Origin of the sequence: Sphingobacterium sp. BS-2 (genome assembly GCF_046161205.1) — a bacterium.
In the GTDB taxonomy this organism is placed as follows: Bacteria; Bacteroidota; Bacteroidia; order Sphingobacteriales; family Sphingobacteriaceae; genus Sphingobacterium; species Sphingobacterium mizutaii.
Genome location: NZ_JBIXGO010000019.1, coordinates 276,676 through 289,729, shown reverse-complemented (window position 1 = coordinate 289,729; position 13,054 = coordinate 276,676). Strand labels below are relative to the sequence as shown.

Below are 13,054 nucleotides of genomic sequence, written 5' to 3'. Positions count from 1 at the left end.
CTTTTATTATAAATATAACATTTTTTAAACCTTTTTGTTAGCTTTTAGCGTAGAATTACTTATTTTCAAGCTCTGTCAATTCTAAACTTAAAATCTAACATTTATAGAATATGAAACCATTCTTGGATGAAAATTTTCTTTTGCAAAGCCAAGTGGCGGAAGAACTCTACCACGACTATGCAAAAGATCTTCCCATTATAGATTACCATAATCACTTGCCGCCGAACGAAGTTGCTGCCAACAAACAATTTTCAAATATCACCGAAATCTGGTTACATGGCGATCACTATAAATGGAGAGCCATGCGGGCAAATGGCGTGGATGAAAAATATATCACAGGAGCTGCCAGTGACCAAGAAAAGTTCAAAAAGTGGGCAGAAACTGTTCCTTATACCTTAAGAAATCCATTATACCATTGGACCCATCTGGAATTACAACGCTATTTTGGAATACATGACTTGCTTTCCGCTGATAATGCCGATGCAGTCTTCGAAAAAGCCAGCCAAGATTTAGCAAAGCCAAATATGTCCGTTCATGGACTATTGGAACAAATGAAAGTGGAAACCATCTGTACCACAGATGACCCCATCGATTCTTTGGAGTTCCATCAAGCTTACGCCAAAAACCCTGGCAAATTTGATATGTTCCCTGCTTTTAGACCTGACAAGGCCATGAGCCCAGAGAACACAGAGGCATTCAACCAATATGTCAACAAGTTAGCAGAAGTTGCAAATAGCGAAATCAACAACCTGCAAGATTACCTTGACGTCTTAAAATCTCGACATGACTACTTTGCCCAGAACGGATGTTGCGTATCTGACCATGGTTTGAGCCATCTGTATGCAGAGAATTTTACAGAGACTGAAATCTCCAATATCTTCAATAAGGTAAGGGCTGGAAATACACTGACACTAGAGGAAATCAATAAATTTAAATCCGCTCTTTTGCTTCATTTTGCAGAATGGGACCATGAAAAAAACTGGGTGCAGCAATTCCACGTGGGAGCATTCCGGAACACCAACTCAGGATCCTTGAAAAAACTAGGACCAGACACCGGCTTTGATAGCATTGGGGACTATTCGCAAGGCTTAGGGCTTGTGACCTTCTTGGACCGTTTGGCTGCAAAAGAAAAATTGGGTAAAACTATATTATACAACCTCAATGCCTCCGATAACGACCTATTCGCCGCTATGTGTGGCAATTTTAATGACGGGAGTATAGCAGGAAAAATACAATATGGCTCGGCTTGGTGGTACCATGACCAGAAAGACGGCATGACCAAACAGATCAATAGCCTTTCCAACATTGGCCTGATAAGCCGTTTCGTAGGGATGCTGACCGATTCCCGGAGTTTCCTGTCTTTCCCTAGACATGAATATTTCAGGAGATTACTCTGCAATATTTTTGCAGAAGATATCGTCAATGGCGAATTACCACATGACATGAAATGGATTGGCAAGATTGTCCAGGACATCTGTTATTACAATGCCAAAGCCTATTTCCCATTCAAGAAACAAAGTTAAATCAGGACTTTTCCAGATTTAACCATTTTGGAACAGGTGGAGCTTCATAAGCCTCCATTTGTTCCAACAGATCCTCGATCTTGTCCGAATACATGATCATCCTTTGGTTTTCCTCCTTCAACAGCCCCGTATCCACCATGTGTTGGATAAAAGCAATCAAATGATCATAAAAACCATCTACATTTAAGATCCCGATAGGTTTTTTATGCAATCCCAGTTGTCCCCAAGTGGTCATTTCAAACAACTCCTCCATTGTACCAAAACCACCCGGCATAGCAATTACCGCATCACATAAGGCATTCATCTTCGCCTTTCTCTCATGCATGGTATCCACTTCGATCAATTGGGTAATCTCACTGTGACCAATCTCCTTACTGTTCAAAAATTGTGGAATAACCCCAATAACCTGACCGCCATTATCCATGACCGCATCAGCAACAGCACCCATCAAACCCACTCTTCCACCACCATAAACCAAGGTAATCCCACGCTCCACAAAAACTTTCCCCACCTCCTCAGCAGCCCTCATAAAAGTCCCATCAAAACCCGGACTCGAAGCACAAAAAACAACGATTTGATTTAGTTTCATGAAACAAATTTAGTATTTAGTAGCTAGTATTTAGTATTTAGATTGATTTTCTAAGTAGTATTTAGGACTTAGTATTTAGTAGCTAGTATTTAGTATATAGACTGATTTTCTAAGTAGTATTTAGGACTTAGTATTTAGTATCTAGTATTTAGTATTTAGATTGATTTTCTAGCTTATTAAGTTGGAGTTGGGTTAGTAGCCCTAGGTCTAAATACTAAATACTTAATACTAAATACTACTTCAAAACAAAGGCCCCAAACAGGGAGTCTGGGACCTCATTAACTAAACATTGAAACAAAGATTTTTATTAGTTGCCTACTCTGTCTTTCTCCTCGTTTTTCGAGTCGCTTTTTCGGATCTGTTGTTTTAGGTTTCCGAATTTGTAAGTGAAAGTAAGGCGTACTGCTTGATTATCATGGTACTGACGGATCCTCGATTGAAACTCATGGAAGTCAGTTGACAAATTATTTCTATTGCTACGGAACACGTCGGTTACCGCTAATTTCAAGGAACTCTTTTGGTCTTTGAAGTTATAGTTTGCGCCGATATCTCCCGACACTCTTGCATGTATCTTAAACAAGTTATAGACAAAAGGTGTATTTCCATTGATGGAAGCTTCTAATGACCACTGCGGATTCAACTTAAAGCTATTGAAACTGTTTGCCTGTACGAAGAACGAACCATTATCAACAACATGTCCAGCGATCGGACCTTTGAAATGCATATAGATTCCGGTGATATTATTGTTCATCGTCCAGATCTTGCCGATCCTGAATGGTAGGTTCAGGTTCAAATAAGAAGTCAAGGACTTTCCTAAGTTCTCCCTGGTTACCCATGTTGTATTGGTAACAGAATCCTGTCCCATACTCTCCACCATGGCATCATTGGTAATATCTGTACCTAGAGTGAAGTTAAACATCTTCATCATGGTATAGTTCAATGTAAATCCATGCGTATATTGCGGATTGATATATGGGTTACCTTGTTGATAGGTTAACTTGTCAATATAGTACCTGAACGGGTTCAAGAAACGATAGTTAGGACGAGTGATTTTCTTCGCATAGCCCAATGAGAAAATATGGTTCTCACTTAGGTTATAACCAATGTTTGCTGAAGGGAAAAAGTCTAGATAATCACGTTTTACCCTTTCATTATTGGTCACCGAATTTCCATCAGAGATAGTGTATTCTGCACGCAAGCCAACCTTAGCGGTCCATTTTCCAAAAGGACGGCTATAGTCTAGATAACCAGCAGAAATCTGCTCCGTATAGATAAAGTGGTTCGACTTATTAGCCACATTCTCCCAAGTATCCCCATCCAATTGGTCAAACACCATATTGTTGTCCGATTTTACATTACTGTATTTTACACCGGCCTCTAGATTTCCTTTTTTGAATGGCTTAACATAATCCAACTTACCCACATAGATATCAATATCCGTTGGCATATTGCTCCGCTCACGCTCTTCAGGTTTATAAAGTTCCCCATCCAATTTCTCAGTCCTATAGGTATAGTTCATGTTCGAACGGTTCTCAAAAGTACTCCAGTCTAGATCCAACGTCAATTTCTGACCCAAAGTATCCATCTTGAATTCGTTATTGAAGTTTAAGGACATCCTATCCAAACTCATCTTGTTGAAAGATGGCGATCGCAATACCGAGTCAATAGTTGTTGGAGTAAAACCTATATCCGTCCTACTTCTGTTCTCAGAGTCTTCGGAATATCTGTTTCCTGATAACTGAAGCATCATGGTATTCCGTTCAGAAGTCTTCTGTTCAATACCCAATCTATAATTATGGTTATTATTATCTTCAATCATCGATGCGTTTTGGTCAAAATAGGTGATCTTGTTACCACCACTGATCTCACGCATGATCTGGATTTCATTTTCCTCTCTATTGTTGGTATAAGCATAGGAACCAAATAAAGTGGTATTGTTCTTTTTATAGTTCAGGTTCAGGGAGCTATTTCCTCTGAAGTGCATACCATGTGCCGCACTGGCCACAAATGATCCGTTGAAACCTTCCGTCCTGTTCTTCTTAAGTACGATATTGATGGTACCTACGGCACCCTCTGCATCATCTTTTGCTGATCTTGTTGTCGTAACTTCTACGCTCTTAATTTGACCAGCATCAGTGGACTTCAAGAAATTCGTCAATTGCTCTCCGGTCATAAAGGTCTGTCTACCATCAATGGTCACATTCACCCCTTGCTGCCCCATCAATTGTAGGTTATCATCCTTGTCCACACTTACTCCAGGCGCACGTTTTACAACCTCCAAAGCATTGTTTCCGGCTGCCAACGTTGAATTCTCTACATTCAATACCAGTTTGCCATTCACATTCTGGACCATTGGTAATTGACCTTGAACGGTCACCGCCTCAATTGCTTGGCTGCTGGTACCCATGATAATGTCCTCTACTTCATAGGTTTTATCGCCTAGTTCAAAAACTGCAGATTTGCCCTTGCTGTAGCCTACTGAACTTACTTCGATATAATATGATCCTTTCGGAGCTTTGATAATGGTATATACACCATTCTCGTCCGTAACTGCACTTTTTATCAATACATTCGCTGTCGATGACATCAAATATACCGATGCAGAGGCGATAGGTTGTTGGTCCTGATTCAGGACCCGCCCCTTGATATCTGTATCCTGGGCCTCAGGCATGGCTATAGCTTTGCTAGCTACTGCCGCTAAAAAGAGGATCAGTATGGTAATTATTCTTCCCATTTTCTTAGGTATTAATGTAATTTTGATTAGTTTTTTTTAGTTTTTATCGTTAGTATTCTATTGCCCCTTATGCGTTATTCTCTTCTGAAGACGCTTCTTCCTCTTCAGAGGTTGCTTCCTTATCTTCTTTTTTTGTCTTTTCTAATTTTTCCTCTGCTTTCTTTTTCAGCTCTTCTGCTTCCTTGGCTTTCTCCTCTTCTAATTTTAAGATGCATTTCAAGCCATTTTTCGTCATGATCCACTCAGAAAATTTAGATTCTTCTTTTCCGTGACATTCATTTGCCCAAATATCGCGCACTTTCCACTCCATATTTCTGTTCAAAAGGACCTTAGTTCCAACTGGCAAGTATAGGTTCATTCTAACATGCTGATCACGGATCAATTGTTTGTCCTCCAAAGCAAAATGACTATCGAACATTAAGTTCTCAGCATTTTGGTTGACCTTATAAGCGATCTTGGAAGCTCTTGCCGATGCCGCTGCATAAGAAGATCCCTTTGCGATATAATTATATTGTATATATGGAGTCTTCAATGAGTCGATCGATTCAATATGTACCGAAATATCATTGCGCAAGTAATTGCCGATTAATAGTCCGCCCTTTCCAGGGTTGATTTTATTCTTGTTGAAGTCCTCATCGGAAGCTTTGATTACGCGAACATCATTTTCTGAAATCACATAGGTGTCTTTTTTATCCAATGTTTTCTCCACCGAAATAGTACTCTCTTCCACAAAATCTTGGTTGGTCACCACCACGAAGTATAAGATCATGACGATGGATACGATCCAAGCTGCCAATAGCGACATACTTGCATAATTGTTCATCGGTTTTGTTTTGAAAACAACACGCAATAACAAGAAGAACAGCGCCAGCAATGGGATGATGATAGCAAGAGTACCTGCAAGGATGGCAAATAAAGCTGAAGCAGGGTCTAACACCTCAAGAGGTGGGAAATACATTGGATTTTGATAACCCATGATATTCAACACGTTGAATACAAAGAATACAAAAAGACCAATGATGCTCAAGCCCGCCCAGATCAACACCAACACCGCTAAAATTTTTCCAATTACCGAGAAAAAAGATCCTAAAGAGTCTCCAACCGAACGAGCGCCTCGACTAATATGCTCGCCGGCTCCCGAAAAATTTTCGCGAACTCCCTTCATTTCTTCATCGAAAGACTTCTTGAAATTGTGCAGGTTTGCCTGCTCACCACGCATCGCCAATTTATCGGCACGGGTTACTGCTTTCGGCATCACTGCCCACAGTACGAAGTACAATAGCACGCCCGATCCACCGAACAAGAAGAACAAAATAAAGATGATCCTTACCCACTTCGCTTCGATGTTGAAATAATGCGATAATCCACTACAAACCCCGCTCAGAACCTTATCGTCCATATCGCGCATTAATTTTTTAGAAGTCAGGTATTCCGTAAAGCTTGGCTCAGCCTGATGCTCCTGCGCTTCTTCTTGTCCAGGTTGTTGCTCTGTCTGGAAGTGTCCAGCATTTTCAGCCTGATCTGCAAAAGCTGCTCTTGGCTCGCTTTCCATACGTGGCTCATCGCCGATTTCAGACTCAAAATCACTTACTCTACCCATTTGGGCAATAACTTGATCCACATCTTCACGGTTGATCACTTCTTTGCGACCCGTTTGGATACGCTCCGAAAACATCTCCGCAATACGGTTCTCGATATCCTCCAAGATCTCACGGCTATCTTCAGAATTCCCGAAATGCCTCTTGATCTCGATCATATATGACCGAAGGATTTCATATGCATCTTCCTCGATATGAAAGACGATACTGTTTATATTGATGATTATAGTTTTGTTCATGGCTGTATTTAGTTAATGGTATAGTTAAATTTCTCTGTTTTGTAAGGACGTTTCTACCGCAAAGACCAATTCTTTCCAAGTAACATCCAATCGTTTCAATACTTCCATCCCCTCGGAAGTAATTTCATAGTATTTTCTTGGTGGACCTGAAGTCGACTCCTTCCAGATATAACTCAATAAACCGTTATTCTTTAATCTGGTAAGCAATGGATATAGTGTGCCCTCAACCACCAACAATTCAGCTTTTTTTAATTCGCTGATTATGTCTGAGGCATATATTTCTCCCCGAGAAATAATTGAAAGAATACAGTATTCCAGTATTCCTTTCCTCATTTGGGTTTGTGTATTTTCAGCTATCATAACAATACAAAGATATATCCTTTGGATGGTACTTTGCAATACATAGTACTATATTTTTTCATAATAGTGGTGTAATACACTGATTATCAGTTCAATAATTTTTTATTAAAATATCTAACTAATTGTTGGAAGGCAAAAAAATTGATTCAAAAGCTTTTTAATCTGACATTTAAATACGATTTTTATCAACAATGAATTGGATAATAAACTATGCATGGGCAATTTTATGGGCTATTGTTATGATGCTCCTTTTATTGTTGCCCGCGAATGACTTTCCTACCGAAGGTTTTTTTCAAGGATTTGACAAACTGGTGCATACCGGAAGCTTTTATCTATTGACGACTTTGATCCTTTTTGGAAGAGTTGTAGACACAAAAAGAAGAGCAACAAAAGTTAAGACCTTTATCATTGTTTTCTGTGTGGCTTCATTTTTCGCTTTCTTTACCGAAGGAGCCCAAATGTATTTTACAGATTCAAGACAAGCTGATTGGTGGGATATTTTCGCAGATTATGTAGGAATTGGAATGGCACTATTTAGCTATTTGCTGTTGTACAATAGAAAATTTCAATATTCCTGATCCTACATGCTAATGGGTCTGGCAGGATAGGATTAAAATCTATGCCCGACCAATGCTAACTATAAAAATCTTACAATTGGGAATAGCGCTGATCAATTCTTCAGCTGCAGCCGCCATCGTCGCTCCAGTGGTCAATACATCGTCTACTAAAAGGATATGACGGGCAGCCCCTTGTTCTCCATCTGTACAATAAAAGGAATCCTCAACATTGCTGATCCGGTCCGAACGGTACATCTTGGTCTGACTTTTTTGGTATTTCCCACGTTTTAACAATTGCATATTCACGGGCACCCCCATGGCCTCTGCCAAACCATTTGCAATGCATTGACTCTGGTTGTACCCTCGTTTCATCATCCTTTTGGGATGGAGCGGAATGGGAACTATGACCTCGATATCGTTGAAAAACCCTGAATCCCCTAATATAGCGCCATACTTCTTGCCCAAGTATTTTCCCACTTGGGGATGATTGTTATACTTCAGGTTATAGATCAATTTTTCAACGATGGAACCCGATCGCAAATGCAGCATGGAAGTAGCAAACTCAAAAGGAAACTTCCCCTTCAGTAATTGGACTGCTTCATTATTCGAATCCAAATGAAAATTAGTATAAGGCAGGTGGTACAAACAGGAAGTGCAGATAATTTCTTCTTGGTCGATTAAGGCAACGTTACATCCCATGCATAACTCTGGATAAAAGAGATGAAGGAGTGAACGCCAGTATTTGACCATTGCATGCTGTTAGGGCCTCAAAAATAAAATCCCTGCATTAAGAAATATTAGCAATAAGATTAAGATTTCATTACTATTTCACTTCTTATCATATATCAACGGTTAAGAACAATTCAGGTTGTATTTTTGTAGACTCATATAAGAAAGGAAAAACAGATGGAATTAGGAATAGGCATGTTTGGGGACTTGCAAATCGATACTCAGACTGGGAAAATACAAGCGCCGCAACAAAGGCTACAAGAAATAATAGAAGAAATCAAATTGATGGATGAAGTGGGTGTTGATTTCTTTGGAATGGGCGAGCATCACCGTGCAGATTACGCCGTGGCAGCTCCTGAAATTGTGTTGGCTGCAGCCGCAACAGTAACCAAAAGAATCAAACTAGGATCAGCTGTCTCTGTATTGAGCTCCGCTGACCCTGTCAAATTATACCAGGATTTTGCAACCGTAGATTTAATTTCCAATGGCAGGGCAGAAATCATGGCTGGCCGTGGATCTTTCATTGAATCATTCCCGCTATTTGGACATGATTTAAAGGATTACAGCTCACTATTTGAAGAAAAACTGGATCTACTGCTTCGCATCAACAATTCACAGACCGTCAACTGGACCGGTAAACACCGTGCCAGCTTGATCAATCAGACCATTTACCCAAGAGCGGTCAATGATAAATTACCGATATGGATTGCAGTAGGTGGTACCACAGAATCGGTTATCCGCGCAGGTCGTTTGGGTTTACCGGTTATGTTTGCCATTATTGGTGGTTCTCCGATCAATTTCAAACCTCTATTTGAAATTTACGAGCAAGCCTATCAGGATAATGGTCACGACATGAGCAAATACCAAGTCGGTGTACACATGCACTCTTTCTTTGGAGAGACCTCTAAAGAAATCGCAGATTGGTATTACCCGTATTATTCAGCACAGATGAACCGAATCGGCGCATCTAGGGGATGGCCTCCATACCAAAGGACACAATATGACTATGGCCGTTCTAGCCATGGCCACCTGATCGTGGCAGATGTCAATGAATCTGTTGACAAAATCTTGCAGATCCAGGAAACCTTTGGATTGACGAGGTTCTCTGCCCATACCGATGTGGGTAGCCCAGACCACAGTAAAATGATGAAAGCCATTGAACTTTACGGAAACCAAATCATTCCAAAAGTGAAAGCGGCTTTGAAATAAACCATTTTTGAAACAAATAAAAAAAGGGCATAAGCCCTTTTTTTATTTTATGGAATTTCCAAACTTCCTGCATCACCCTATAAACTTACAATATGAAAAGAAATCATTTATGGCTTCTCCTTATGCTATTTGCAATGGGAGCCTGCTCCAATAAACAAAGTGAATCGCAAGCCAACGCTGCGAATGTAGAAACTGTAACCCTAGAAGATCTTGCTCCTGCTTCAGGACCAAAAATGTGGAAAGGAAGAACGGTTGATAGAAATGAAGCCCCAGAAAAAGAACCGCTTCATAATCAGCAAAATTCAACGATCAAGATCATCCGTACAGGAAATATATCCCTTGAATCCAAAAAAATTGAGCAAAGCAAAGCAAATCTGGATGCCTTGGTAAAAAAATACAATGCCTACTACGAACAAGAATTCACGAATAACAACAATGATTTCACCTCATATAACCTAACTATCCGTGTGCCATCAAATGTATTGGACAATTTCTTGAATGCACTGGAAAAAGGTGAAGATAAAGTCACCAAAAAAAACTTCAGTGCCGATGATGTATCCATTGAATACTATGACATCGAGTCGAGGCTGAAAAGCAAAAGAGCTTTCCTTGAACGCTATCAGAATATGGTCAGCAGCGCAAAAAATGTAAAGGACCTTCTTGAAATCCAGGAACAGATCCGAAAATTGCAGGAAGAAATTGATAGTAGTGAGGCGACCATGCGAAATCTCAGCAATCAGGTAAACTATAGCACAATTACCATCAATCTTTTCGAATACCAAGCTAATCTCCCAATGGGCAGCAATTCCTTTTGGGTAAAAATCAAGGATTCTTTGACCTTTGGTTGGAATATGATCCAAACCATAGCCTTAGGGATCATCAGCTTATGGCCGATTTGGATGATTGTTGTTCTTGTAGCATGGGCAATCCAGCGAATCAGAAAAACCAGGAAAGCAAAAAAGTCTAATCCACAATACTAATTGTACTACAATCCTTCCTGTCTATGACAAGGAAACTTGCAGAAAAAGCTTTTTGGCGGATATAGGAATCGAGATCCATATCATGCTGCGAAATGGGAATGATCCTTTGGATATTTCTCTTTTCCAAGAACACCAAAAAGGCTTTTTCTGCATTCACACTGCTTAAATAGCTTGGAATAACCAGTCCCGTTTCTTCTTTGATCTGATCACTGTAATGATATGGCGCCAAAATCATCAAGGTATCCCAAGGAAAGCAATTCATCTGCTGGAAATCAATCTTCCCTTCCGAAACTTTCCGCCTAAATTCTTTCTTGAAATCACGAATACAAAAATTGGTTCTCACCTGCTCACAAGACAGGGTAAAGACAGGCACAATGCACATCAAAATCCTGATTATCTTTCCTTTATTCATCATCCAATGATTATATGCCCAATAATAAATAATCAGAAAGAAATCCACGAATCAAAGAAAAGAGATAACAAATTGATAATGATAATTTATTGCTCAGTGCTTTGCCAAGCCCCCCAAGAATATTATTACTTCTAGCTTATAATTTTTGATGTATCTTTGTAACGTGGAAAAAGCAGTAAAAACGGTAGATATCAGGAGCTTGAGTTTAGCTCAATTAAAGGATGCACTTGTTGAAATGGGTGAGCAAGGTTTTCGTGCCAAGCAGATTTACGAATGGCTATGGCAAAAATCCTGTACGGATTTCGATGAAATGAGCAATCTGAGCAAGTCGCTCCGCGAGACCCTGAAAGCCAATTTTACCATCAATGCCGTGAAGGTTAAACAATCCCAGATCAGTTCGGATAAAACTATAAAAAGTACCTTCAGCCTATACGATAACAACGTGATTGAAGGTGTCTTAATCCCTGCAGATGACCGCATGACGGCCTGTGTGAGCTCCCAAGTGGGCTGTAGCTTGACCTGCAAATTCTGTGCAACCGGATATATGGACCGTAAGCGAAACCTGAATGCCGATGAAATCTATGATCAAGTCGTACTGATCGCTAAACAGGCAGAAGAAAAATACGGACATTCATTGACCAATATCGTTTATATGGGTATGGGTGAACCTTTATTGAACTACAGCAACATGATGAAATCAGTGGATCGGATCACTTCTCCGGATGGATTAAATATGGCCGCCAAACGAATTACGGTTTCCACTGCCGGAATCGCCAAAATGATCAAGAAATTAGGTGATGATGAAGTTCGTTTTAACCTAGCCCTTTCACTGCACGCAGCAAATGATGATAAAAGGAATGAAATCATGCCAATCAATGAGCAAAACTCATTGGCTGCCCTGGCAGAAGCATTGAAGTATTTCTATGCCAAAACCAAGAGTCCAATCACCTTTGAATACATCGTTTTCCATAATTTCAATGATGAATTGCAAGATGCCAAAGAATTGGCAAAATTCTGCAAGAATGTACCTTGTAAGGTCAATATCATCGAATACAACCCTATCGCATTGGCGGATTTCGTAAATGCAGAAGCCGATAAAATTGATCAGTTTGCCACTTATTTGCGTAGTCAAGGTGTAATTACCAATGTTCGCAGAAGTAGAGGAAAGGATATCGATGCCGCCTGTGGTCAATTGGCCATCAAGGATAAAGATAAAGAAGCCAGCGAGGCTTAAAAATAGAAAAAGGCATTTCTTTCGAAATGCCTTTTTTAATATCCTTTATTATCCGTGGATCTGTTCTTTCTTACCGTAAGACTGGATTAGATTCCCTTCAAACTCCAACCATTCCTTCCAGCGCTTATCCACATCCACATCTTTCGTGTATTTCTTGGCAAAATTCAAGAAAGTTGTATAATGGTTCGCTTCCGAAACCATAAGATCATGATAGAACTTGGCCAAATCCTGATCCTTGATGTTCTTGGACAATACCCTGAATCGTTCACAGCTCCTCGCTTCGATCATGGCAGCGAACAACAGCCTGTCAATAAAAGCCTGGTTTCTGGAACCATCCTTTTTTGCAAATTTCATCAACTGCCCTACATAATCATCCTTCCTTTCGCGACCTAATTCATAACCACGCTCCTTGATGATATCGATCACCATCTTGAAATGCTCCATCTCTTCAATCGCTATGGCAGTCAGCTCATGCACCAAATCCTCAAACTCCGAATTCTGGGTGATCAATGAAATGGCATTTGAAGCAGCCTTCTGTTCGCACCAAGCATGGTCCGTCAAGATTTCTTCCAAATTAGATTCCGCGATATTGGCCCATCTGGGGTCTGTCAAAAGTTTAAGTCCTAACATAGCATTGAAAATTTCCACAAAGGTAATGAAAACAAAATCATCCCCCTAAATACCAATGTCATTAAGTTAAGCAACTTAAGGATTAGATTCTTCGTTACTTTTGAAGCCCAAAAGTAACCAAAAGGCTTCGGCCCATTTAAGGTGGCTTTTCGCACGACCATCCACACATGGATAGAATGCCTTGTTGTCGGGAATATCTTTCAATAGATCATCCCTTTTGTTGGGATAATCTACTGAAAGCATTCCAAGGCCAATCCCAT

General features: G+C 40.1%; 13 protein-coding genes. 5 read left to right on the top strand and 8 right to left on the bottom strand.

The features are described from left to right. Positions 1-110: 110 nt before the first annotated feature. Positions 111-1,523, top strand: a complete 1,413-nt coding sequence (gene uxaC / locus ACK2WI_RS13135) for a glucuronate isomerase (protein WP_409151282.1) — start codon at positions 111-113, stop codon at positions 1,521-1,523. Between the two features lies 1 nt (position 1,524). On the opposite strand, the gene ACK2WI_RS13130 is transcribed toward uxaC, so the two are convergent. The 4 genes from ACK2WI_RS13130 to ACK2WI_RS13115 form a co-directional block, all read right to left on the bottom strand. Next, a complete protein-coding gene (locus ACK2WI_RS13130) occupies positions 1,525-2,112 on the bottom strand; it encodes a TIGR00730 family Rossman fold protein (protein ID WP_409151281.1) in 588 nt (195 codons plus the stop codon). 307 nt (positions 2,113-2,419) lie between these two features. Further along, positions 2,420-4,846: an outer membrane beta-barrel family protein gene (locus tag ACK2WI_RS13125; protein ID WP_093100123.1), complete on the bottom strand. Its 2,427-nt coding sequence runs from the start codon at positions 4,844-4,846 to the stop codon at positions 2,420-2,422. Between the two features lie 67 nt (positions 4,847-4,913). Then, positions 4,914-6,683: a PspC domain-containing protein gene (locus tag ACK2WI_RS13120; RefSeq protein ID WP_409151280.1), complete on the bottom strand. Its 1,770-nt coding sequence runs from the start codon at positions 6,681-6,683 to the stop codon at positions 4,914-4,916. A 24-nt stretch (positions 6,684-6,707) separates the two neighbouring features. Further along, a complete protein-coding gene (locus tag ACK2WI_RS13115) occupies positions 6,708-7,043 on the bottom strand; it encodes a PadR family transcriptional regulator (RefSeq protein ID WP_093100120.1) in 336 nt (111 codons plus the stop codon). A 191-nt stretch (positions 7,044-7,234) separates the two neighbouring features. Between ACK2WI_RS13115 and ACK2WI_RS13110 the strand changes: the two genes are divergently transcribed. After that, entirely contained in the window at positions 7,235-7,621 is a 387-nt protein-coding gene (locus tag ACK2WI_RS13110) for a VanZ family protein (RefSeq protein ID WP_093100118.1), read from the top strand. Between the two features lie 39 nt (positions 7,622-7,660). On the opposite strand, the gene ACK2WI_RS13105 is transcribed toward ACK2WI_RS13110, so the two are convergent. After that, on the bottom strand, positions 7,661-8,299 hold the full coding sequence (locus ACK2WI_RS13105) for a ComF family protein (protein WP_409151278.1): 639 nt from the start codon (positions 8,297-8,299) through the stop codon (positions 7,661-7,663). 207 nt (positions 8,300-8,506) lie between these two features. Between ACK2WI_RS13105 and ACK2WI_RS13100 the strand changes: the two genes are divergently transcribed. Together ACK2WI_RS13100 and ACK2WI_RS13095 are read left to right on the top strand one after the other, a co-directional pair. Then, positions 8,507-9,538, top strand: a complete 1,032-nt coding sequence (locus tag ACK2WI_RS13100; RefSeq protein WP_409151276.1) for an LLM class flavin-dependent oxidoreductase — start codon at positions 8,507-8,509, stop codon at positions 9,536-9,538. A 92-nt stretch (positions 9,539-9,630) separates the two neighbouring features. Next, positions 9,631-10,518 (top strand): DUF4349 domain-containing protein, encoded by an 888-nt coding sequence (locus tag ACK2WI_RS13095; RefSeq protein WP_409151274.1) that lies wholly within the window; start codon positions 9,631-9,633, stop codon positions 10,516-10,518. Here the strand turns inward: ACK2WI_RS13095 and ACK2WI_RS13090 are convergent. After that, positions 10,502-10,933, bottom strand: coding sequence for a hypothetical protein (locus ACK2WI_RS13090; protein WP_409151273.1), 432 nt, complete (start codon positions 10,931-10,933; stop codon positions 10,502-10,504). The two genes, ACK2WI_RS13095 and ACK2WI_RS13090, sit on opposite strands and share 17 nt — an antisense overlap. A 145-nt stretch (positions 10,934-11,078) precedes the next feature. Here ACK2WI_RS13090 and rlmN point away from each other — a divergent pair, with 145 nt between their 5' ends. Next, positions 11,079-12,164: a 23S rRNA (adenine(2503)-C(2))-methyltransferase RlmN gene (gene rlmN / locus ACK2WI_RS13085; protein WP_409151271.1), complete on the top strand. Its 1,086-nt coding sequence runs from the start codon at positions 11,079-11,081 to the stop codon at positions 12,162-12,164. 48 nt (positions 12,165-12,212) lie between these two features. On the opposite strand, the gene ACK2WI_RS13080 is transcribed toward rlmN, so the two are convergent. Beyond that, the gene (locus ACK2WI_RS13080) at positions 12,213-12,794 is read right to left on the bottom strand and encodes a tRNA-(ms[2]io[6]A)-hydroxylase (RefSeq protein ID WP_313368599.1); all 582 of its coding nucleotides are present in this window, start codon (positions 12,792-12,794) and stop codon (positions 12,213-12,215) included. Positions 12,795-12,869: 75 nt separating this feature from the next. After that, on the bottom strand, positions 12,870-13,037 hold the full coding sequence (locus tag ACK2WI_RS13075) for a hypothetical protein (protein ID WP_409151270.1): 168 nt from the start codon (positions 13,035-13,037) through the stop codon (positions 12,870-12,872). Positions 13,038-13,054: the final 17 nt, after the last annotated feature.

What these genes read in the sequence shown, in the direction of transcription:
- uxaC (WP_409151282.1), top strand. Translation starts at nt 111, where the DNA reads ATGAAACCATTCTTGGATGAAAATTTTCTTTTGCAAAGCCAAGTGGCG.
- ACK2WI_RS13130 (WP_409151281.1), bottom strand. Translation starts at nt 2,112, where the DNA reads ATGAAACTAAATCAAATCGTTGTTTTTTGTGCTTCGAGTCCGGGTTTT.
- ACK2WI_RS13125 (WP_093100123.1), bottom strand. Translation starts at nt 4,846, where the DNA reads ATGGGAAGAATAATTACCATACTGATCCTCTTTTTAGCGGCAGTAGCT.
- ACK2WI_RS13120 (WP_409151280.1), bottom strand. Translation starts at nt 6,683, where the DNA reads ATGAACAAAACTATAATCATCAATATAAACAGTATCGTCTTTCATATC.
- ACK2WI_RS13115 (WP_093100120.1), bottom strand. Translation starts at nt 7,043, where the DNA reads ATGATAGCTGAAAATACACAAACCCAAATGAGGAAAGGAATACTGGAA.
- ACK2WI_RS13110 (WP_093100118.1), top strand. Translation starts at nt 7,235, where the DNA reads ATGAATTGGATAATAAACTATGCATGGGCAATTTTATGGGCTATTGTT.
- ACK2WI_RS13105 (WP_409151278.1), bottom strand. Translation starts at nt 8,299, where the DNA reads ATGGGATGTAACGTTGCCTTAATCGACCAAGAAGAAATTATCTGCACT.
- ACK2WI_RS13100 (WP_409151276.1), top strand. Translation starts at nt 8,507, where the DNA reads ATGGAATTAGGAATAGGCATGTTTGGGGACTTGCAAATCGATACTCAG.
- ACK2WI_RS13095 (WP_409151274.1), top strand. Translation starts at nt 9,631, where the DNA reads ATGAAAAGAAATCATTTATGGCTTCTCCTTATGCTATTTGCAATGGGA.
- ACK2WI_RS13090 (WP_409151273.1), bottom strand. Translation starts at nt 10,933, where the DNA reads ATGATGAATAAAGGAAAGATAATCAGGATTTTGATGTGCATTGTGCCT.
- rlmN (WP_409151271.1), top strand. Translation starts at nt 11,079, where the DNA reads ATGTATCTTTGTAACGTGGAAAAAGCAGTAAAAACGGTAGATATCAGG.
- ACK2WI_RS13080 (WP_313368599.1), bottom strand. Translation starts at nt 12,794, where the DNA reads ATGTTAGGACTTAAACTTTTGACAGACCCCAGATGGGCCAATATCGCG.
- ACK2WI_RS13075 (WP_409151270.1), bottom strand. Translation starts at nt 13,037, where the DNA reads ATGCTTTCAGTAGATTATCCCAACAAAAGGGATGATCTATTGAAAGAT.